Raw genomic sequence first — 21,664 nt, 5'->3', positions numbered from 1 at the left:
ATCTCGTAAGTACTAGATATTGTAGTGCACTTTCGAAATGGTGGTTTTTATTTATAATGTGATTGATTACATCCAAATAAAGAAGAGTTTACAAGTTTCATATACAAAAATTAATAATCCTTGATATAATGTGATATCGAGGTGAATGAAATGATTCGAGCAGAAGGTAATGTCGTATTTTTGGTTAATGACGAACGAGACTATCATCCAAATGATATCTACATTCATAACAAAAACTTGCTCGTCATAGTCACGAGCTCAAAAAATGTCGTAGACTCGAATAATCGTCCTGCTATTGAGTTGGTATGCTCTTATAAATTGAATTTAGAAGAAAAGTATTATTGTCATACACCTAATGATTATGTTGGACAAGTATATCCAGAATTAAGAAAGAGCATCAATCGCATCTTAATGACTCAAGTAATAAATATTGATAAGATGTTTCATAATCATTATTTAAAAGACTAACTTTTTTATCACATAAAAAGCACCTCATAAAGGTGCTTTTAACTTAACTTGAATGAATGTACGTTTTTATTGGCATATACTTCAATCCCTAAGAGCATTTGATTTGTGTTGTTAGATGATAGATGAATCTCTCCGTCATCTTCTAATTTATTTAAATAGTCTGGATGAATATAGATTTTTGTTGGATATGTTTTGTTATCTACAAAAAAGTTGTACACTTCTTTTTCAATACTTTTCATTACTAACCACCTATAATATCGTTAATACCGTTAGTATAAAAGGAAAAAACTCGACAATCAATTCTTCATTCCTTCATGTACCGAAAATGCTAAAAGATTTTCAAAAGTATTTCATAAAGCTTAATTTCTTAACACTTCTTAAACATATTTGATAGTATTAATACCCCACTTTCTCTATTTAACCCCATTTTTCAGGTACCTTAGCTATTTCAACATGAAATGTATCATTAGTCATTTATCATCCTCTTAAAAAATCTAATAAAAAACACCTCTAAAAGAGATGTTATCTATAAAGTTTCACTTAAATTAACTTAAATGTTTCTATTTTGTCGTTCACTTCAATTTCTATATCTAATATCACTAATTTGGAGTTTAATGGAGATAAACTAATATAACCTTTTTTTCTGTATTGTAAAAGCAAATCGGGATTTATACTAATTTTCTTTGGATACGATTTTTTATCCATATAATAATGGCTAACTTCTTGTTGTAGTATCCTCATAACCATCCACCTCTCGATTACTAATGATGTATCGATAGTATATTTGATAATGTTTCAACTATCAATCATTTCAAAAACATGTAAAAGAAATGGCCGAATTACTACAAAATGATTTCATATCCTTTGATAATTCTCTCACGATTCCTACATTTTTTTCACAGTTTTAAGGAAAAAGTGTTACATTAGGCTCTTAATATGAGATTCTTTCATCTGCTTATTGCTCATTTTATCTCTGTACATATTCTGATCGGCTTGAGTAAACAGTTCCGACATATTTCCCTTTGAATGTGGAATAAATGCATATCCAATTGACATCTTTAACTTATATAAACAAGTATTTTCATTATACATCTCTAGTTTCTCAGTGATCCGATTGGCCAATTCAGCAATCATTTCACTACTCGAAGCAGTAACCAACAATATAAATTCATCTCCACCTAATCTTGCTGGTATAATACCATCTGATGAAAAACTTTTTAAAATCTTGGCCGCTTCCTTTATCAAGACATCTCCTTGGTCATGACCGTAATGGTCATTTGTGTTTTTTAATTCATCCAGATCACATAAAATAATACCTATAGAGGTATCGATGTCTGTATTATACTTTTCAAAAGTTCTATTAAAGAATTCTCTATTATACAAATCCGTTAATGTATCATGATGAATTTTATATTCTAATTCTTGTTGAATGATGATTTTTTCATCGATGTTTCGCATAATCCCTTTTACAGCGATTAATTCATTATTTTTATAGATTGGAGTTGCTTGTTCTTCAAACCAACGATAATCTCCATTATTATCTTTCCAACGCTGAATTAATAATTGATTAAAATCAAAATTGCTATTTTCTTTTTTGCAAAGACAATCATAATCCTCCGGATGTATTCTCTTATATATGGACTTGGGCTCTTTATAAGCTTCCTCAATCACACCGCTACCCAAATAATTCTCTAAAGATGGACTAATATAACGAAAACTTGGTTTCGGTTTTATTTCATAATAATAGATAACATCTTTTGAATCTTTTGCAAACTGCATAAGTGATATGTTTTCTCCAAAAATATTTCTTCGCTGCCATTTGACATAGTTACTGTAAACTTGAATGAGTATTATAATCACAAATAGGATCATTAATACTTGTATAAATGACATTTAATATCCCCTATCTTTATTTCAGTAATTCTAGTTGTTAAAAATGATAAAAAAATAGACTAATTCATTGCCAATTAGTCTATAATCGAAATAAACTTCGGTAACTGGCTGACATTGTCAAATGACTTTAGTCCCTATAGTTTTGCGTCTTCATCTTTCAATGAATTTGCCTTTATCTGCTATAAGTGTAATGAAATTCAATGTTTACTTGATATTTCTTCATAATACGATCATGTAATGAAATTATAAAATGTATTCTAATTTGGGTCAATTTATCTACTCAGCATTCTATTTGTATATTCTTACATTCTCATTTTACGATCGGAGGTGAACTAGATTTATTTTTTTGCAGAAAAGCTAAACTCTTTTTATATTTTTCCAATTTTGCATAATCTTTCTCAGATGGATTTTGAATCCTTGATAAATTACTATTATCTTTTATATCTTCCATCTTAACAGTTCGGGCAATTGGATTATTGGCAACTCTTTGCAAGTATAGTTGATACTTCTCTCCTTTTCTTTTTGTTAAACAATCAACAGCTTGAACAACATAATTAGAAAATCCTTCATTATGTAAATCCTCCAATGTTACATTTGTGTCCTCAACAATATCATGCAGCAAAGCGACAATTTTTTCTTCATTACTATTAACATTATGCATAATGCGTATGGGATGTAAAATATTTGGAGATCCTCCTTTGTCTTTTTGCCCTAAATGATTCTCTAATGCTAGTTGCAGAGCTCTATCAATTTCACTAATCATCGTTTCTTCCTCCATTACTAGTTTGCAAAAATAAAAAAGTATCATCTCATGAATAGATATAAAAAGGACAAACGAAACATGCGTGAGTTCAAGCTTAGATATAGAGTTTGTTACCTAAACAACTATCACCATTCATCAGATTTTGAATATTTTATTAATAATAAAACACCGTTTTTTCATCTAAAACTTCAGACAAGTAAAAATATTAAATTTGTGATATTATAGTAAAATAAATTTCTACGGGGATAACTTCAGTTGTAAACTCTGCTCGTAACTGTCGTTAAGAAATTTTTATAAATGGGGGATGTTTTTTGAAGAAAACAAAGGCTTTAGAAAACTTTTTCTTAGTATTAGGAATCTTATGCATTACTGGTTTTATCTCGTTTCTTGTTATAAGATATGGTTTACCTATTAAAGAATCCTTATTTGTTGCCTTTCTTTCATTGGTTTTAAGTATTATGTTTGCGTGGGATGCTTATAAATGTAATAAAGACGAGCTTGTGTAAAAAATATACATGATATTCTTTCAGAAACTTTTTGATAACACAACGATTTTTTTCAAAATCGTTGTGTTCTTTTATTAATAAAATCCTAATGGCAAATTCACACACTTTTATAAGATTTTATGATTATCCTTCGTTAAATCTGTCTCCATTTTTTGTATTTCTAATTTTAACTTTTCTGTTTCAATTAAGAAATTTTCTTGTTTCAATCTTTCTAATTCTAATTCATCTTTTAATATATCACGCTTAAGCTTGGTTTGTTTTTCAGAATGACTAGTTATAATCGCAATAATTGGGATGGAAAAAATCAGTACTACTGCTACTAATGCAATCATCATAATAATACCTCCTTCTACATATACTCGATATGTAATAACACTATTCTTTATCTACCCTTTTTTATAGTTTCATAGTCTAATAAAAAACTTTGATACCAAATAAATTATAAACTTATCGCTATGTTATTTCTATACTCTATGCTGAATAAAACTTAATTCCTGCTATTACCTACCTGACACAGTGGTAAACGAGTCATTTTTACCATTATTAAAAAGCAGAATGGTATCGTATTTTTTATTAAATTTCACTTCATATAGCATCTGTTTTTGTAGATTCTTTTGTTCATCACTAGTTGTAGCAGCTTGTTCAATAAATAATTTTATCGTTTGTTTTTCACTTTTCACATCGAAATTCTTATAGAAAACAGCCTCATTCTCTACTTCCTGGTTCTTTCCGTTAAAGAAAACAAAAAGTCTTTTTCCTTTATCTTGATACAAATAGATACCATTTTTATCTGTAGAAGCATTTACAAATGACTGAATATCTTCATCAGTATCTTCTAATTTAACCTCGGAAAACGTAAGCTTTTTATTATCATTATTTGAACTACAGCCAGCAGCAAGTAGTAAGAATAATAAAGTACCACAAACAAGCTTTTTCACATTTATCCCTCCACTAGCGTTTTGCATTCTATATGTTATACGATTTACATGTTAATTCGTTTCACTTCTAAAATCACATATAAAAAGGGCACCTAAAAATTTTAGATACCCCTGATGTTCACTCAATTAGTGATTTTCGGAATGAAATAAGTGTCTTGCTTGTCGTTTATAAATAACAAAACTACTAATGATGAATGATAGTAAACCACATTCAAAAAATAGACTTCCCGATTCGAGAACATTTATATTACTCCAGCTACCAACAAAAAAATATTCCACAAATATTACACAACCTACTACCAGAAATAATCTTGAAATGATAATTGAAAGGATTCGTTGATCCTTTATTAATGCCAATAGAAAAATGACTGACATCAGACCAACTACAATGAGATCAACAGACGGAGAAAGTATTACGTTCATACATATCACCTCATAGATTCATTTTACATTTCATCACTTTAAAATTGTTTAATTTTAACAAATATAGTGTAAAATGTATTGTTTTTTATTATACTCCCCGTTAACAAAAAATTCAAAATATTTATCTTGTTTTTTTAAAAATATAAAAGGTTGTTTCAAATGTGAGTTTTATCACTTTTGAAACAACCTTTTATGTAGATATTTTCTTACTTTCTACCAAAAACAGAAATTCCTGTGCTTTGCTTTCTTTCATGGAATGTAAAATGTAAGAGGGTGTCCACCGCCTATTACTTTTGGACACCCTCTTTGATTCATCATTTATTTTGTTCCTGTTGAACCTAATCCGCCTCTGCTTACACGATCTAATTCTTCCACTTCTAGTATTTCTACTGTTTCCATTTTTTTATTAATTCGGAATTGGCAAATACGATCACCTTTTTGTATTACTGTATCTCGCATGGCTAATGCAGGGAAGAACCATTGATCGTCATTGCCACAGTATGATTCATCAATGACTGCATATGAGTTCGTTTGTAAAATCCCAAAATTCTTAAATGTGCTAGAACGAGGTACAACATTTGCCTCATATCCAGCAGGTAACTTCATTCCAACACCAAGAGGAATTAAATGAAAATCGAATTGCTTTAATTCCACAGTAGCAGCAGCACGTAAATCAATCCAATCTCCAATGGCAATTTTATTGATTTTTTCTATTTCTTTGTCGAAATACTTTACTTTAATTTGTTTTGTCACGTTCTTCTTTGCTCCTAACTATTTTACTTATCAAAATAGAAATCTTCGTCCTTCACATGCTCAACTAAAGCTTTTTTATAACCATTACCTTTCATGGAGAAGAAATCGTGTGATTTCGTTTTCGTATCAAGACCATTTAACACAATTGGATTTACATCTTCCTCTTCAAATTCCGGCTCAAATCCTAAATTTTGAAGTGCCTTATTTGCATTGTAGCGAACAAATTTCTTAACATCTGATGTTAAGTTAACCTGGTCGTAAACATCAGCTGTGTACAGCATTTCATTCTCATACAATTGATGAAGTAAATCAAGAGCAAATTTCTTCAATTCTACCTTTGTTTGTTCATCTTGATTATTATAAATTTCTTGTGCTAATAAACCAATGTATACACCATGAATGGCTTCATCACGAATGATTAAGTTGATGATTTCTCCAGCTTGCATAAGCTTCCCTTGACCATAAAAATATAAAGGATAATAAAAACCACTATAAAAAAGAAAGCTTTCTAAATAAACGGAAGCAACCATAGCTTTATATAAGCTTATTGAATCATCTTCTTTAATTTGATCGTAAATACCGACAATCATCTTTGCTTTATTTTGTAAATATTTATTTTCTTTTACCCATTCAAACACATCATTAATTTCCTCTGTAGAAGCAAGAGTTAGAAATATATTTGAATATGATTTCGCGTGTACGGCGTTTTCCATCATAGCCATAAAATTGAGAACTGCTTTTCGTTGATGACCTTCTACTCTCTCTGCAATTCTTGGCATTCCAGTATTACCTTGCTCAGTGTCTAAAAGTGTTAACCCCGCTAACACTTTTTTATACGTATCTTTTTCTTGATCATTTAAAAATTTCCAAGTAAGTAAATCTCCATTTAAACTGATCTCCTCTGGTAGCCAAAACTGTTTCGTATTTTGATTGTAAAACATTTGTGTAAAATTATCATCATGCTTTGACCAATTGGCTGCATCAAAAACTTTGCTCATTATCCAGTTTCCCCTTCCTTAAATCGTACAAGACAGACATCCTTCTTGACCTGTATCCTTCGTTCTAGCGTAATATAATGTTTTAATTCCTTTATGGTGAGCATATAGGTCAATCTTATTTAAATCTCTTGTTGTCATCGTATCTTTTAAGAAAAGAGTGAAAGAAATTCCTTGATCGACGTGGCGCTGAATAGTAGCAATCATATCAACTACTCTAAACATATCCATATCATATGCCTCTTTGAAAAAGAACCAGTTTTCTCTGCTTAAATACGGCATTGGATAATAGGTCTTAGAGTTACCGTACGTTCTCTCTTCAATACGTTCCATAATTGGCATAACGGATGCTGTAGCTGATTGAACATACGAAATAGAGCCAGTAGGTGCAATGCAGAGACGGTAACTATTCGTTAAGCCGTATTTCATAACATTGTCCTTTAGCTTACACCAATCTTCAATAGTTGGTATATCCATTCCTTCAAACAAAGATTTCACTTTATCGGATTTTGGTGAAAAATCTTCCCGCAAGTATTGATTAAAGTACTCGCCCGTTGCATATGTTGACTCTTCAAATCGATAATATTTGATACCAGTTTCTTTCGCAATTTCCATAGATCGCTCGATCGAATAATAATTCATCATCATGAAAAATGTGTTAGCAAAATCTCTTGCTTCCTCACTTTCATAATTGATTTTATTTTTAGCTAAGTATCCATGCAAATTCATAGCACCTAGCCCAACACTTCTCATTAATTTATTCCCTTTTTGTACAGCTGGAGCATTTTTAATACTCGTTTTTTCCGATACAATTGTTAATGCATCAATACTTAATTTAACGGTTTCTTTAATACTTTTATTATCCATCACATTTACGATATTAAGAGATGCTAAATTACAAGAAATATCTAAGCCAATATCATCTTCCTCACCATAGTCCGTATAATTAGATGGAATAGAAGCCTGTAACACTTCTGAACATAAGTTGCTAAATTTCACTTCTGAAATATGGTTATTTGTATGAACATGATTAACATTATCTTTAAACATAATGTACGGATAACCAGACTCAAATCGAAGCGCGGCAATTTTCTCCAATAATCTTCTTGGATTTAATTTATCCTTACGAACATTCGGATTATCCACTAGTTCATCGTACATGTCATCTATATTTAATTCATCTAAATGCTGTCCATATTCTTTATAAACCGAATAAGGATAGAACACATACATATCTTTATCTTCTCTTGCTAACTCGATAAATTTATCCGGTATAACCACTCCAATTGATAAAGTTTTCACACGAACATCTTCATCAGCAGATATCTTTTTCGTTTCAAGAAAATCGTTAATATCCTTATGAAAAATATTGAGATAAACTGCTCCAGAGCCTTGACGTTGACCCATTTGATCAGCATATCGGAATGCATGGTCTAACAGCTTCATAACGCCAACTACACCTTTTGTTGCATTTTCAATATCTTTAATAGGCTCACCCTTCGCACGAATTTTTGATAAATTCGTTGAAACGCCTCCACCTACTTTTGACAATTGCATTGCAATGTTCTCACCCATAGAAATATCATTCAAAGAATCATTCATCTCTAAAAGGAAGCAGCTTACAAGCTCACCTCTTCTTTTACGCCCTGCATTAAGGAATGTAGGGGTAGCAGGCTGAAACTCTTGGTTAATTAACATCTTTGTTAATTTTTTTGCTTTTTCAAAATCGCCATCAGCTAGATATAAAGCCACAATCGCAATACGATCTTCGTATCTCTCAAGAATTTTCGCTTTATCATTTGTTTTTAAAGCATAGTCATTATAAAACTTGAAAGCTGACATATATGAAGAAAAACGAAATTTTCTTTCATAAGCGATATCATATATTTCTTTTATTTGCTCATAAGAGTATTTATTTAGAAACTCTTCCTCATAGTAATCATTCTTAATTAGATAGTCTAATTTTTCTTTTAAATCATGAAAAAAGACCGTGTTTTGATTAATGTTATCTACAAAATAACTGTGAGCAGCTTCTCTGTCTTTCTCAAATTGAAAAACACCATCTTTTTTAATCATTATTTCGTTGTTAAGCTTTAACCATTTCGGAATTTGTTCTTTCATCTAACTGTGCAACCCCCTGTTTAAAAACCTCAATATCTTGTTTTGTTCCACTTAATTCGAATTTTAAAAGAAGAGGCACTAGATATTTATTGGAAATTCGCTCACCCGCTTTACCAAAATTGGCTCCCCATACTCTATTACCACTTGTCGCAACCCCTTGTAGGAAAGGGTAATTATTCGATAAAAAATCGATCGTACTCTTTGGAACTTCACCAAATCCTACTGTATACGTAACAAGAATAAAAGGCTCCTTCACAATCAGGCCCTCCGTAATTTTTTGAGCTTTGGATTCTACTTTTTGAATAAAACGTTTTACATTACCTGTTAAACTATCATATACAATTAACATAGTATTTCCATTCACACCTCAACTTCAAATTCAATTCGACACACATTTTCCATTATAGCAAAATCTCATAATAAAATATGTATTCAGAATCATCTAAGCTTTACTTCCTAGGTATCTAGCATTATGATATATGTATTATCGAAAACTTGAATAATTCTCTTCAAATCAAAATACTACTACATATAGTATCAATAATCAAGATTATAATACTATAACTTGTGTTTGTGGTATTTTTCTATAAAATTCGACAAATCATTGATTATCGTACATGAAGCCTAGCCAACTCTATTCTTTCTTACACAATACCTATTCATATTTTGTCGTTTTTTTGTTTATAGCGATATATAGACATGGCTAAATGTCTGAAAATCAAAAAGTTGAAGCAAAACTAGTAAAAGATGAATCAAATTGGGTGGAAGTTAAACTGTTTTACTAGAAAATTGAACCTCATAAATTACTACTATAGGAACTTATTATTACCTAAAACAAACAGATCCTAAATTAGGCTTTGCTTGTTCGTTTACGACTATTCTATTCCTGGTCTAAAACGCTTTAAGTTAGGAAGTTGAACCAAAACTACCTAAAGTTGAATCAATTTGATTGAAAATTGAACGATATATCCAGAAAGTTGAACCACATTCCTCGAAAGTTGAATATCATCTCATAAATTTCAACAATACTTTATGTCTTAATCATAATCAGACAGTAAAAAGCAGTGCTTCACGAAAAATAAGCACTGCTTTTTGGAAACCTATATGTTACGCCTTTCTTCTAAAACCTCTTATTGTTTCAGAATCCTTTATATGTATGCCCTCATTAACTTCGATTCCTTCATTGTTATCGATAAACTGATCCATTTCCATTTCTGTTGCAAACCATTTGAAATATGAAACACCATCTTTTGAATACGTTAATAAATATGGATTATTTCTCATCTTCTTGTCCTCCTTATTGAACACATATTTCATTTACCCAAGTGATTACCTTGTTAAACCTAATTTATTAATATTTTTACAAATCTAGTAATACTCAAAAAACTTTTATACAAAATAGTATTTTATTAATTAACGCTCAGAATCTCACTTTTCGCTAGATTAGCGTAGATTTTACAGTCGTTTCGGAACTAATTTCAAAATTCACGGAATTCAGTTAATAAGAGCTAAAAAAAAACCAAAGATTAAACTCTTTGGTTTAAAAGATGGTAGATTAAGGTAGAACATGTATAATGAATGGAAAAATGATTACTCTTGAAGTAGTTTTCTTATGTAGTTTGGTTTAGATTAATGTTGTGTCGGTAATAAGTCAGTTGGCATAATTGGACTTCCGCCGCCTTGAGGAACTACTCCTCCTGCAAACGCAAAACCAAATAATGCAGCTGCAACACATACTTGGGCAATAACTTTCTTCATTCTTCATCTCTCCTTTCCATTTTCTATATCATACAATAAAACAAAATATCATATTTTCTTCAAAAACGAGCAAATTTCGATATTTTAATACGATATTCTCTCGTATTCTTCGTTTTGCATATAATCATATAATGATAGTTATATTTTAACTTGTTGCTCTTTCATTTCTTCTTTTACTAAGTCAGACATTTGGATTTTTTTCTCCAAATTAAAAATATGTATAGAGTCTTTGAAGTATGGTGTAGAATCTTGTTTTTTGTCTAACTTCGATAAACAATAACCGACCATAAATAAATGCTCTCCTAATAAATAAAGCGTTTCCTTATTCAAGCATAAGCTAACACCTTTTCTAGCGTACTCCAAACCTTCTTCAAAACGTTCCATTTGTACTAACACTCTTGATAATCCATAAAACACACGAAGTTTCAACTTATAATTTTTTCTTTGAGGGAGCTGATTGATCTTATTCAAAGCCTCATAATAGATGTCTAATGCATTGTCTAGCTTATTTTCATCATCGTGAATAACGGCCATACTTAAATAAATTTCAATCTCATTTTCTTTCAAAAATTGGTCCTTCATTTTGGTTAATTCTAAAGCTTCTTTTAATAGCTGGATAGCTAAATCTTTATTATTTTCTAAATAATAAATACAAATTGCTTCATGCCATAGAAGAAACTGTTTATTTAACGTCGTTTGAAAAAGCTGACTGCTTTTTTCTTTTTTTATAATGTAGGAGATGGAAACATAATCCCTATTGCGTATGAATTTTCTAATGATATTCTTTACTTCTTCAACATAATCTAAATTAGGTGAATCCATTTTATGAAAGAAATAATTCATATCTACGCCTAGTTTCTTTGATATTTCATATAGCGTATTGCTATATGGATATTCATCACCTGTTTCAAGCTTGCTAATTTGGGCTTGGGAGCAAATCCCTTCTGCCAATTCAGCTTGTGACAGTCCAAGCTGTTGCCTTAATTCTTTAATTATTTTACCTAATTGTTGTTTTTCCAAATATACTCTTCCCCTCACATACTCATTAGATTCATTATTATAGAATACATGATTGTGTTTATGGATTGTCATGAGCAATTAGTTACATTTTTCAGATTTTTTAGTTAATTTTACATAACCTTTTCTTTTTTGCCAAAATGAATCTACTTATACATTACCATAAAACTTCAAAATTTATCCATATTTTATGCTATAATTACAATATTAATAGAGCATTTAATAGAAAGGAGATTTCAATGAAGAATAAGCCAGTTTGGTTTCCAAATGAGGAAGAATCCAAAAATACAAGGTTATATAAAATGATGATGAATCTTGGTTATAAAGACTATGATACCTTTTATCAAAAATCGATCGAGGATGTTGCCTGGTTTTGGGATAACGCAGTTAAATCTATAGATATCAAATGGCTACATCCATATGACGAAGTATTACAAACTTCAGAAGACTGGAAATACCCTAAATGGTTTTTAAATGGGAAGATGAACGTAGTTGAAAATGCATTAGAAAAATGGGCTACAGATATACATACACAAAATAATAACGCATTAATATGGGAGAGTGATAATGGAAAGAGCAAAACCTATACGTATCTATCTCTACAAAAAGAAGTTCATGCTGCCGCAGTAGGATTTCTAAAAAATGGAATGAAACAAGGTGATGTTGCTACTATATACATGCCCATGATACCTGAAACAGTCATTTCCATGTTAGCTCTAGCGAAAATTGGCGTCATTTTTTCTCCTGTGTTTTCCGGCTACGGTGCGGATGCCATTGCAACTCGATTGAACGCATCTAGCTCAAAGTACTTACTTACAGCGGATGGCTATTATCGCCGTGGTAAACGAATTGAGATGAAAAAAGAAGTAGATGCTGCCTTACTCCAATGTTCAACCATTCAAAAGGTCATTGTCGTCAATCACACCTCAGAGCCCACCCCTTGGAATGATCAGCGTGACATCGACTTTCATTCTCTTCTAACCTACAATCAAGCAATCGAAACCGTCCAAACAAACAGCGATGATCCTCTCATGCTTATTTATACATCAGGCACAACAGGAAAACCAAAAGGTGCCATTCATACCCATAGTGGCTTCCCTATTAAAGCCGCTTTTGATGCCGGAATATGTATGAACGTTGATAAAGAAGATGTTTTCTTTTGGTATAGCGATATGGGATGGATGATGGGCCCCTTCCTCGTATTCGGAGGACTTTTAAATGGAGCTAGCATTCTATTATTTGAAGGCGTACCTGACTATCCAACAACAGATCGAATATGGCAAATATGTAGCCAGCACCGAGTTACACATCTAGGTATATCACCGACATTTGTCCGATCAATAATGACCAATCATCCAACTTTTATTGATCAATATGATTTATCCTCCTTAAAAGCCATTGGATCAACTGGTGAACCATGGAACCCAGACCCATGGCTGTGGTTATTTAAGCACGTATGTAAAGAAAAGATTCCGATATTCAACTATTCAGGTGGTACCGAAATTTCTGGTGGCATTCTTGGAAACGTTCTTTTAAAGCCGATTTCCCCTATTACATTTAACTCTCCTATTCCAGGAATGAGTGTTGATGTATACGACTCTAGTGGAAGCTCAGTTGAAAACCAAGTGGGCGAATTAGTCATAACGAAACCATGGGTAGGAATGACAGCTGGATTTTGGAAAGAACTTGACCGTTATGAAAGCGCTTATTGGAACGTCTATCCTCATACATGGGTTCATGGAGATTGGGTCATCAAAGATTCTGATGGCTTTTGGACCATTACAGGCCGTTCTGACGACATTTTGAATATCGCCGGAAAACGAATCGGGCCAGCAGAAATTGAATCGGCAATCATTTCTCATCCAAATGTGATCGAATGTGCTAGTATTGGTGTTCCTCATCCCGTTAAAGGCGAATGTGCAGTCTGTTTTGTCGTTTTAAACAACAACAACCCTTGTGAACAATTTGCAGAAGAATTGCTTAATCTTGTAGCTGCTTCACTAGGTAAAGCATTGAAGCCTGAAGCGATTCATTTCGTCAATCAGCTCCCTAAGACACGAAACGGCAAAGTGATGAGAAGAGTGATTAAAGCTGCCTATTTACACACCTCTATAGGAGATTTATCTGCTTTAGAGAATCGAGAAGCTGTTAAAGATATTGAAGGTATTCGCAAGAAATCTTAAACTATCGTACATCTTAACAAAAGTTCCAAAAAATGCCGTTTAATTTCGAACGACTAAAATCTCAATCATATTCAATATTTAGACAAAATTCTTTATTTTTTTATTTCACCACACTTAAAACATACTTTTTTTCTGTGCATATACTAGTTTTTTTATATAATAGAATTTGAAGTATTATACAAAACGAGAGGACGATATAATACGAATGGAAAAAAAATCAAAAAAAATAAAGAAAAAGAGTAAAACATGGCTAAAAGTAATAGGTATTTTATTTCTATTACTACTTGTAGCTGGTGGAGGTTATGCTTTTTCAATTTACCATTCACTAACAAAATCTGTTGAAACGATGCACACACCGATTGATCGAAAAACGGAAAAAAGAACAGAAAATTTAGCATTAACCAAGAAAGAACCTTTCTCTGTTCTTATGTTAGGCATTGACGAGCGAGATGGCGATAAAGGTCGATCGGATACAATGATTGTTTTAACCGTGAATCCTACCACAAAAAATGTAAAAATGCTTAGTATTCCTCGAGATACACGTACTGAAATTATCGGACATAATACAACAGATAAGATTAACCATGCTTATGCTTTTGGCGGACCAGAGATGGCAATGGATACAGTAGAAAACTTCTTAGACATTCCGATTGATTATTATGTGAAAATCAATATGGAAGGCTTTAAAGACATTGTGGATGCTGTAGATGGCATTACCGTACAAAATGATTTAGATTTCACACAAGATGGCCATCATTTTACAAAAGGTGAAATTAATTTAAATGGAACGGAAGCTCTCAGCTATACGCGAATGAGATATAACGATCCAAATGGAGATTTTGGTCGTCAAGGAAGACAACGTCAAATTATCGAAGGTATTATTGCCGAAGGTGCGAGCGTATCATCTTTAACCAATTATAGAGCTATTTTCAATGCATTAGGAAGTAATATCCAAACAAATCTTACTTTCGATGAAATGATGGATATTCAGAATAATTACCGTGCAGCTAGCGGTAGTATCGAAGAAATGACCATTGAGGGTGAAGGTACAAAGATTGACGGGATTTATTACTACTTGGTACCTGATGAAGAGAAAGAACACATTCAAGGCGTTTTGAAGGAACATTTGGAAATTTCTTAATGAGAAAGAAACCGCATGTATTCTAGCGGTTTCTTTTATATTTTGAATTGATTAATACATATCCTTTAGTTTATATATTTGTAAGAAACCATATCTACATATTAGTCTATAAATAAATAAAGCTGGCCAAATATACAAGTTCATTTGGCCAGCCTCTAAACGGATTAAACTATTTCAATTACAGAAAGAAATCATTTGAATATTATATCAAAGTTAAAGTGTTGATTATTATATTGACCATTTATAATCAGACGTCCATCCCTTATATTTGCTTTTACGTCATCATAATTTTCATTCAATACTGCAGTAAGTGCAGTGGCGTTCATTATGTTAAAACACCTATTTGTTCATAAAATTTATTATAATCTACTATATTAGAAAATGATAAAATTAACATCGCTCCCGTATCAAATTCAATGCTACCAACTGCCCCCTCATTTTTCTTACTAAGAACGATATTTTTTGTTCATCTAATTCCGCCATAACATTAGCATTATTAAATGAATTAACAATTGATTTTTTAATATCATTTAAAGTATATTCTTCCTCAATTGGAACAATAAATTTATCACTTTCAACATTGTCTATCGTTTGAGTAATTGTATAGCTACCCTTTGATAGTCCTTTTATTACTAGAGTTTCTAGTCACTGCTAAAAACTTATTGATTCTCTATGATCAACCCATCATTAAAAAAGTTGTTTTCTAATAACTACTATTTAGAAATATATTCAAGGAATTGATATGATTTAAGTACTAACCTTTAACTTAAAAGTAGAAGAATACTTTAATTGCAGAGGGAGATTAATTTGTCTTTGACATAGCATGACTTTTATATATTGAGGAGAATAAAAAAATCACATTCTACTATTAACGTAAGTAGAATGTGACCATAAGTTTATACAAATTATAAATGAATTAATCGAACCTATATTGATTTACTCTTGTGAACCTTATACTTACGCAGAAGAGAAAAAAAAACAATCCCAATGAAGCCACCAATACTATCAATCACCACATCCTGCCACAATGGCGTTCGATCTCCAGTATAATACTGATGGACCTCATCCAAAATGGCATATAGTACAACAAACAACAATGAAAAGAGAATATATTTCTTTTTCTCTTTAATAAAGTACCGCATAATGCCTGTTATAAAGAAAGCTAGACAAAAGTATACAAACAAATGAGCAAACTTCCTAACAAAAAATTCAACAAAGCCAGAAACACCAAGTGCAGCTACACTAATCTCACTACCAACATAAGTAAAGGAGATTGGTGAAAAAATGTTCTCCCAAAAAGGATGTTCAAAAATCATCCCTAACTCAGACCTCATATCTTGTTCTCCATAGGTTTGAGAGGAGGAATAAAAAATGACAAGCATCATCAATACTGCTCCAACAATATACCCAATTCTAGTCTTTTTCACCACTAGTCACTACTTTCTTTAATCTTTCCTTCAGTTCACTCATGAGTTGTTCTGTTGTTATATTTCTATCTCCTTCCATACTATAGAAATCTTTTAATATCTCAATAAATAATTCTTTACGATCTTTCATGTTATAATCCTTACCTTTGTTTTAGTCAAACAATAAAAAACTATCAGGTAATTTATTCATATGTAACAAAATCGTTCATCTAATAGCAGATATAATTTCTTCTATTATAAAAAGCTGGTTTATTTCATTGAATTTCTATCACTCTTCACAACCTACACTACAATTTATATAAATTTTTCAAAAACACGAGATTACATGTTGAAGAAGTGGTTCCTAAATCGAATCATCTGATTGCTTCAATATTACGTTTAATAGAAAAAAGCCAAATTTCTAAATATAACTTAGAATAATACGATATCGATAAGACAATGGATCATTACCCCCATAATTCTTATGGTTTAATGCTGTATATTTTTTCTTTGTCATTTTCGTTTTCACGAATCGTTTTTTTGATTTCTTCTAGTTTTAGAGAGTTGGAAATTTCTGATTCTACCGTTATTTTATAATAGTCTGATAAGGACATTGTGAAAGCCTTCTTAATAGTTTGATCATTCAGTTGTAACGATGTGTCTAATAAGAGATCTAGGAAATCGTGGTTCGTTAATGTTCCTTGATAAACATCTTTTTCAATTATTTCAACAATCCAATCGATTGCATATTGCCTAAATAACTTATCCTTATTATCATCATATATTAACAATAGTATTTGTTGATACAAATATTTTTCAACAGCTTTTACTTGGTTATCATACAATTCGTTATTTATAAAAAATTGAAAAAGTTAAAAGGAGATATACGCTAAGTGCTTACTTACTTTCACTATAAATATATGGTTTTACATTCATTTTTTGATATCTTCTATAACGTTTTTTGGAATAATCGTTGAGCAGTGATTCTGAACCAAATGTCTCTTGAAATGCATTTAGGCTGACTAGAGCCGCTATTCATGCCTATTAGTATATCCGCTTCTTGGTGTTTAATATTATTACTCTCAATATACAAGCCTTCTAATTCTGTCTGAAATATTTGTTTTTTTACTAATATATTTTCTACAATAATGAATGAAAAAAAATAATAGATAGCAAAAATCAAACTGGAAACTAAGAGTATAAAATTGATTAACCTGAATACAGGATTATCTACAAACAAGAAAAATAAAGAGCTTACATTAACTATGGCAAATCCAACTAATAAATGATAAATCTTCATCTTCAAAAATATTCTAAACCGTTAATTTAAAAGCTTCCATAATCAATCCCTAAAATCTTCTTAAACTCTGATAGTGAAGTTAAACCGATTATCGTCATATTAATTGCAATGATTGCCATAATTAAACTAGAATCATGAATAATTTGCTGCATATTGATAAATTTCAAGCTTTCACCTCTGACCAACCATATCATTTTTCTAATAAATCTCGACTATTTATATTTCTATTATTTATAAAATACTAAGTAGTGAAACTGCTATTCCTATTTAAAACCTTTCATTTATGACATCACTATCATATCATTTTCATCTAAATATTCACAAATTTGGATAATTCGCGGATATTAAAATCTATCCCTGAGTACTAGCCCCTAATAATATGTCCATTTTACGCGTTATTGCCTCTTCTAGTCTTTGTAGCTTCATATGGCTTTTGATTATTTGGGCCTTTTACTCTCATATATATTTTCATCTTTGGTACAGATTATTCATACCTATAACCGAGGAAAAAATTTTCTAATGATACTTAACGATTATTTTATTGATAACACACTTTCACTAATATACTCATATAAATTCCCTTAGTACATATAATCTACTTCTTTCGGAACCACATTAACCACATTTTTTGTGTCAAAAATTTTCTTATGATTCATATAATCTAAACTAGATTGTTTTAAAACCTTAAATTCATTATGGCCAATAGAACCAAAAGTAAGTCAGATTGATTCAATGCTTCTTTCATGTCACGTATTACCCAATCTAATCGTTTGGATGATAAGATCTTACTTCGTAATGAGTTTGATCCTGTAATATCTCATAAATCTCCATCGCTAGACTTTCACGAATGTCATCCACATTACCTTTGTAAGTAGTTATGATTTTACCCTTCACTTGCTCCATCAGTTTATTCACATTTTCTACTACATAATTTGGCATAGAAGTATTAATAGTACGAGATAAATTAATTAATTGTGCTGTTTTAGTTGATTTCATAGCAATAAAAAATGGATTGACCGCATGACAATGTCCCCCTACACCAGGTCCCGGTATATGTAGATTAACACGTGCATGATTATTCGTCATTTTTCATTATTAGGTAATATATCCTTCAAAGAAAAAACAAAAATTGTAAATAATGGTTCAAATCAATTTGCAGTTGTACATACAAAAAAGTCGTCAAATACAGTAAATATGGTTGAATTCACGAAAGACTGGCCAAAATCTAGTCAGAAAGTCTTTGCAGAGCGTATAGAAAAAATGAATCATTTAAGATTTTAGTTATGAGTTCATTATCGTCAAATAATAATTCCTTTAGCCTAGAAGAGAGACTAAGTGAAATATATCATACGTCAATCATATGGGAATACCGTTGAAATTTCTGCTTTAACCTATGATTTAACTTCAACAAAATTTGTTGAAAATAATAAGCAAAAAGATTTTTATAGACAGTAATGCCGATTTGATTCTTTTTGAACCTTTCACTAAGAAAGACAATGGTTTACCGGATGTAAAACGTTCACTAGACAACATAAAAACAATTATAGATGATGTAACAAGGGCAAATCCCAATATTTCGTTTGTCATTCAGCCTCCACCACCGATGTATAAAGCTGTTAAATATCCGAAGGAAGTAGAAGATTTAAAAAACTTTGCACAAGAACAAAACATTCCTTATCTTGATTATTGGAGTGAGTGGCCAGCGCAAGGTACGAAAGAAATGAAAGAAGTATATAAGGAGGATTTTAATGATTCAAATCAAATGGGCTATAATATATGGACAAACTATGTAGAAAAATATTTCATTAGCAAGTAATCTCCACAAGGTTGTTTTTTCACAATTTCTTAAACAACAAAAAAACCTCCGGTGCAGCGCCCCTTGAAGAAAGAGACATGGCGCCGGAGGTAAACTTCAACATTTCTAAAAAGATGTTATCTGTGTATAATTTTCCCTATTTACTTAGTCATGAAAAATGAACAATATCAGGATCATTCACTTTTCTAATTCACATCCACCTATCAATCATTTTCTCTAATACTATATTGAAATTTTTAGTTGATTACTTGTTTTTTCAGAAACCTTTGCATAATTTGCCTTATAAACTTCATTTTGATTTGTACTTCTATTAATAAAAATTCCTGCACCAATTAAAGTTTGATTCTCTATGAATATACCATCCCTAATTGCTGAGTTAACACCAATAAAACAATTATCTTTAACAACAACATTTCCACTGATGACAACATGTGAAGTAATAAAATTATTGTTTCCTATTTTTGTATGATGACCAATATGGTTTCCACTCCACAAAATATTATTTTCGCCAATTTCCACAAAAGGCTGAATTGTATTGTTTTCGAGGATAAAACTATGTTCGCCTATCTTTACGTTATTAAAAATTATAGCTTTAGTACTTATATAGCTTGCTAATCGATATCCTTTTTCCCTTGCTTCTTTAATTTTACGCTCTCTTAACTGATTCATTTCTGTGTAAGTAATAGCAGCAAACATATAGACTTCATCAACAGAAAAATAATCTTCAATGATTGAAAAATCATAAACTGGAAGACCACAAAATTCATTAGAGTTCATATATTTTGCATCGACAGTGAAACCTACAACTTCATAATCTGAATCATTGGTGAAATAATAATGAGCTAATTCTGCAGTCTTTCCTAAGCCAATAATGATTAATTTTTCCATATTTACTTCTCCTTAGATTTAGGTTGAAAATTATTATCGACAATTATTACAAAAAATTAGCTATGAGCGTTATGATTATTAAAGAAACATTATCAAACTCTTACTTGTCCAATAAGAAGATTAATTTTCTTCTATATTCTTTATAACCGCATTCAATTATGTCTATATTCTTTATATCTAATATAGATATAATTAAACACTTTTATATGAAGTAATTAAACAAACTATAATTGCCAACTTTCCATATATCTATTGGCAATCATAATATAATCATGTTTTTCCTCTATAAATCTTCTGGAATCTTGACTAAGTTCTTCAATTTGTTGTTTACTTTCTAAAATTCTTTCAAATTGGCTTATCATTTGTTGAACATTTGGAGTAATGTTTATCACTGGACAACTTGTTACTTCTAATTCTTCTAGAGCTTCAGGTTCTGATCCACTCATGACGATCTTTCCTTTAGCCATTGAATAAATGGCATTCATCCCATAAGTATATGATCTGCATTGGTCTATTACGACATTCGTCTTAGATATGACTTCTAAGTACTCATTTAAAGGTAGAAAGTCCGCATATATCATTTCAACATCATTAGGATACTTATTTTGAAATATATTCATTGCTTCAACTATTATGTCAGAACCTTTATACTTTGATCTCCTGGATGCATGATAAAAGACGATTTTGTTCTTCAAAACATTTTTTTCATATTGTATTTTTTTTGTATTAATAGGTAATGGTATAGTGCTATTCAATTTATTTGCAAATTTACTGTTCCTATAGCTTTCAGCATATTCCCACATAATCGGAATAATTCCATCGATTTTACTCATAAATTTATTTTGAAGAAAAGTATCCAGTCTGCTTGTGTATGCGGGTTTTCTTTTTAGTTCACCCTTTAAATAATCATCATGAGGTGTGTATCTATGCATTTTTCCAGATAGAACAAATTTCATTATTTCTACATCGTCACCAGCTGACAAACAATAAACTTTTCTATTATTTTTAAAAATGGAATCATAGAAAAACACGCCAAATTTATGAGTGATGTACGGGTTAATAAATTGTACAAGATCATAGCCTTCAAAATTCGATAATTTTTTTTTAATTCATATAATTTTGTTATGTTATATTTTGATTGTAGTGATAAATCGATATCGCTATTAATTCTTATTTGCTCATCACCATCTGATGCCACTACTACATCATGACCTAACTCTTTTAACCCTTCTTTTAAATTCTGATGGACCCCACTGTACTCTCCCAATAGAAGAATTTTACTCAATACTATCACC

At 31.0% G+C, this 21,664-nt stretch carries 27 protein-coding genes and 1 riboswitch; of the genes, 5 read left to right on the top strand and 22 right to left on the bottom strand.

The genetic code is table 11. From position 1 onward, the window contains the following. Window positions 1-150: 150 nt before the first annotated feature. Window positions 151-468, top strand: a complete 318-nt coding sequence (locus BN349_RS24800) for a hypothetical protein (protein ID WP_019241477.1) — start codon at window positions 151-153, stop codon at window positions 466-468. Between the two features lie 38 nt (window positions 469-506). Here the strand turns inward: BN349_RS24800 and BN349_RS06505 are convergent, their stop codons facing one another. The 4 genes from BN349_RS06505 to BN349_RS06490 form a co-directional block, all read right to left on the bottom strand. Beyond that, window positions 507-707, bottom strand: coding sequence for a hypothetical protein (locus tag BN349_RS06505; protein ID WP_019241476.1), 201 nt, complete (start codon window positions 705-707; stop codon window positions 507-509). Window positions 708-1,008: 301 nt separating this feature from the next. Further along, complete coding sequence (locus tag BN349_RS06500) at window positions 1,009-1,209, bottom strand: hypothetical protein (RefSeq protein ID WP_019241475.1); 201 nt, start codon at window positions 1,207-1,209, stop codon at window positions 1,009-1,011. A 177-nt stretch (window positions 1,210-1,386) separates the two neighbouring features. Then, window positions 1,387-2,361, bottom strand: a complete 975-nt coding sequence (locus BN349_RS06495; RefSeq protein WP_019241474.1) for a sensor domain-containing diguanylate cyclase — start codon at window positions 2,359-2,361, stop codon at window positions 1,387-1,389. 96 nt (window positions 2,362-2,457) lie between these two features. Beyond that, window positions 2,458-2,542: riboswitch (cyclic di-GMP riboswitch) on the bottom strand. A 129-nt stretch (window positions 2,543-2,671) separates the two neighbouring features. After that, window positions 2,672-3,124 carry a guanosine-3',5'-bis(diphosphate) 3'-pyrophosphohydrolase gene (locus tag BN349_RS06490; protein WP_019241473.1) on the bottom strand — a complete coding sequence of 151 codons (453 nt, stop codon included), beginning with the start codon at window positions 3,122-3,124 and terminating at the stop codon, window positions 2,672-2,674. A 311-nt stretch (window positions 3,125-3,435) separates the two neighbouring features. Between BN349_RS06490 and BN349_RS06485 the strand changes: the two genes are divergently transcribed. After that, entirely contained in the window at window positions 3,436-3,630 is a 195-nt protein-coding gene (locus tag BN349_RS06485; RefSeq protein ID WP_019241472.1) for a hypothetical protein, read from the top strand. A gap of 107 nt (window positions 3,631-3,737) precedes the next feature. On the opposite strand, the gene BN349_RS06480 is transcribed toward BN349_RS06485, so the two are convergent. The 10 genes from BN349_RS06480 to BN349_RS06435 all read right to left on the bottom strand — a co-directional run bounded on the left by BN349_RS06480 (window position 3,738) and on the right by BN349_RS06435 (window position 11,638). Next, a complete protein-coding gene (locus BN349_RS06480; protein ID WP_019241471.1) occupies window positions 3,738-3,965 on the bottom strand; it encodes a hypothetical protein in 228 nt (75 codons plus the stop codon). A gap of 165 nt (window positions 3,966-4,130) precedes the next feature. After that, window positions 4,131-4,568: a hypothetical protein gene (locus BN349_RS06475; protein ID WP_019241470.1), complete on the bottom strand. Its 438-nt coding sequence runs from the start codon at window positions 4,566-4,568 to the stop codon at window positions 4,131-4,133. Window positions 4,569-4,694: 126 nt separating this feature from the next. Beyond that, the gene (locus tag BN349_RS06470; protein ID WP_019241469.1) at window positions 4,695-4,991 is read right to left on the bottom strand and encodes a hypothetical protein; all 297 of its coding nucleotides are present in this window, start codon (window positions 4,989-4,991) and stop codon (window positions 4,695-4,697) included. A 318-nt stretch (window positions 4,992-5,309) separates the two neighbouring features. Continuing rightward, window positions 5,310-5,744 carry a dUTP diphosphatase gene (locus BN349_RS06465; RefSeq protein ID WP_019241468.1) on the bottom strand — a complete coding sequence of 145 codons (435 nt, stop codon included), beginning with the start codon at window positions 5,742-5,744 and terminating at the stop codon, window positions 5,310-5,312. 23 nt (window positions 5,745-5,767) lie between these two features. Next, window positions 5,768-6,742, bottom strand: a complete 975-nt coding sequence (nrdF, locus tag BN349_RS06460; RefSeq protein ID WP_019241467.1) for a class 1b ribonucleoside-diphosphate reductase subunit beta — start codon at window positions 6,740-6,742, stop codon at window positions 5,768-5,770. A gap of 18 nt (window positions 6,743-6,760) precedes the next feature. Next, on the bottom strand, window positions 6,761-8,860 hold the full coding sequence (nrdE, locus tag BN349_RS06455) for a class 1b ribonucleoside-diphosphate reductase subunit alpha (RefSeq protein ID WP_019241466.1): 2,100 nt from the start codon (window positions 8,858-8,860) through the stop codon (window positions 6,761-6,763). Next, on the bottom strand, window positions 8,826-9,209 hold the full coding sequence (nrdI, locus tag BN349_RS06450; protein WP_019241465.1) for a class Ib ribonucleoside-diphosphate reductase assembly flavoprotein NrdI: 384 nt from the start codon (window positions 9,207-9,209) through the stop codon (window positions 8,826-8,828). Before nrdI ends, nrdE begins: the two co-directional genes overlap by 35 nt. A gap of 758 nt (window positions 9,210-9,967) precedes the next feature. Further along, window positions 9,968-10,144, bottom strand: a complete 177-nt coding sequence (locus BN349_RS25840; protein ID WP_019241464.1) for a hypothetical protein — start codon at window positions 10,142-10,144, stop codon at window positions 9,968-9,970. 345 nt (window positions 10,145-10,489) lie between these two features. Then, window positions 10,490-10,618, bottom strand: a complete 129-nt coding sequence (locus tag BN349_RS26610; protein ID WP_019241463.1) for a hypothetical protein — start codon at window positions 10,616-10,618, stop codon at window positions 10,490-10,492. Between the two features lie 138 nt (window positions 10,619-10,756). Beyond that, on the bottom strand, window positions 10,757-11,638 hold the full coding sequence (locus BN349_RS06435; protein WP_019241462.1) for a helix-turn-helix domain-containing protein: 882 nt from the start codon (window positions 11,636-11,638) through the stop codon (window positions 10,757-10,759). Between the two features lie 236 nt (window positions 11,639-11,874). Here BN349_RS06435 and BN349_RS06430 point away from each other — a divergent pair, with 236 nt between their 5' ends. Both BN349_RS06430 and tagU read left to right on the top strand, forming a co-directional pair. Beyond that, the gene (locus tag BN349_RS06430; protein WP_019241461.1) at window positions 11,875-13,818 is read left to right on the top strand and encodes an AMP-binding protein; all 1,944 of its coding nucleotides are present in this window, start codon (window positions 11,875-11,877) and stop codon (window positions 13,816-13,818) included. A 205-nt stretch (window positions 13,819-14,023) separates the two neighbouring features. Further along, on the top strand, window positions 14,024-14,959 hold the full coding sequence (gene tagU / locus BN349_RS06425; RefSeq protein WP_019241460.1) for a polyisoprenyl-teichoic acid--peptidoglycan teichoic acid transferase TagU: 936 nt from the start codon (window positions 14,024-14,026) through the stop codon (window positions 14,957-14,959). A gap of 926 nt (window positions 14,960-15,885) precedes the next feature. Here the strand turns inward: tagU and BN349_RS06415 are convergent. From BN349_RS06415 to BN349_RS24795, 5 genes are all read right to left on the bottom strand, one after another. Beyond that, the gene (locus BN349_RS06415) at window positions 15,886-16,386 is read right to left on the bottom strand and encodes a VanZ family protein (RefSeq protein ID WP_148335302.1); all 501 of its coding nucleotides are present in this window, start codon (window positions 16,384-16,386) and stop codon (window positions 15,886-15,888) included. Then, a complete protein-coding gene (locus BN349_RS25835; protein WP_019241457.1) occupies window positions 16,373-16,516 on the bottom strand; it encodes a hypothetical protein in 144 nt (47 codons plus the stop codon). Before BN349_RS25835 ends, BN349_RS06415 begins: the two co-directional genes overlap by 14 nt. Window positions 16,517-16,847: 331 nt before the next feature. Continuing rightward, on the bottom strand, window positions 16,848-17,210 hold the full coding sequence (locus BN349_RS06405) for a hypothetical protein (RefSeq protein ID WP_019241456.1): 363 nt from the start codon (window positions 17,208-17,210) through the stop codon (window positions 16,848-16,850). Window positions 17,211-17,691: 481 nt separating this feature from the next. Beyond that, window positions 17,692-17,832, bottom strand: a complete 141-nt coding sequence (locus BN349_RS25830) for a hypothetical protein (protein ID WP_019241454.1) — start codon at window positions 17,830-17,832, stop codon at window positions 17,692-17,694. Window positions 17,833-18,427: 595 nt separating this feature from the next. Continuing rightward, window positions 18,428-18,751 carry a hypothetical protein gene (locus BN349_RS24795; protein WP_019241453.1) on the bottom strand — a complete coding sequence of 108 codons (324 nt, stop codon included), beginning with the start codon at window positions 18,749-18,751 and terminating at the stop codon, window positions 18,428-18,430. A gap of 376 nt (window positions 18,752-19,127) precedes the next feature. On the opposite strand from BN349_RS24795, the gene BN349_RS23495 reads away from it, so the two are divergent. After that, window positions 19,128-19,481: an SGNH/GDSL hydrolase family protein gene (locus tag BN349_RS23495; protein WP_019241451.1), complete on the top strand. Its 354-nt coding sequence runs from the start codon at window positions 19,128-19,130 to the stop codon at window positions 19,479-19,481. Window positions 19,482-19,703: 222 nt separating this feature from the next. On the opposite strand, the gene BN349_RS06375 is transcribed toward BN349_RS23495, so the two are convergent. From BN349_RS06375 to BN349_RS23485, 3 genes are all read right to left on the bottom strand, one after another. Then, window positions 19,704-20,369, bottom strand: a complete 666-nt coding sequence (locus BN349_RS06375) for an acetyltransferase (RefSeq protein WP_019241450.1) — start codon at window positions 20,367-20,369, stop codon at window positions 19,704-19,706. A gap of 224 nt (window positions 20,370-20,593) precedes the next feature. Beyond that, window positions 20,594-21,325 (bottom strand): glycosyltransferase, encoded by a 732-nt coding sequence (locus BN349_RS23490; RefSeq protein ID WP_034293691.1) that lies wholly within the window; start codon window positions 21,323-21,325, stop codon window positions 20,594-20,596. Window positions 21,326-21,330: 5 nt separating this feature from the next. Further along, the gene (locus BN349_RS23485) at window positions 21,331-21,654 is read right to left on the bottom strand and encodes a hypothetical protein (RefSeq protein ID WP_034293688.1); all 324 of its coding nucleotides are present in this window, start codon (window positions 21,652-21,654) and stop codon (window positions 21,331-21,333) included. Window positions 21,655-21,664 lie beyond the last annotated feature (10 nt).

The organism is Bacillus sp. AP8, assembly GCF_000321185.1.
Classification (GTDB): domain Bacteria; phylum Bacillota; class Bacilli; order Bacillales; family DSM-1321; genus Bacillus_AD; species Bacillus_AD massilioanorexius.
Note: the sequence above shows the minus strand (reverse complement) of the source record. Positions and strands in the feature narration are given on the sequence as shown.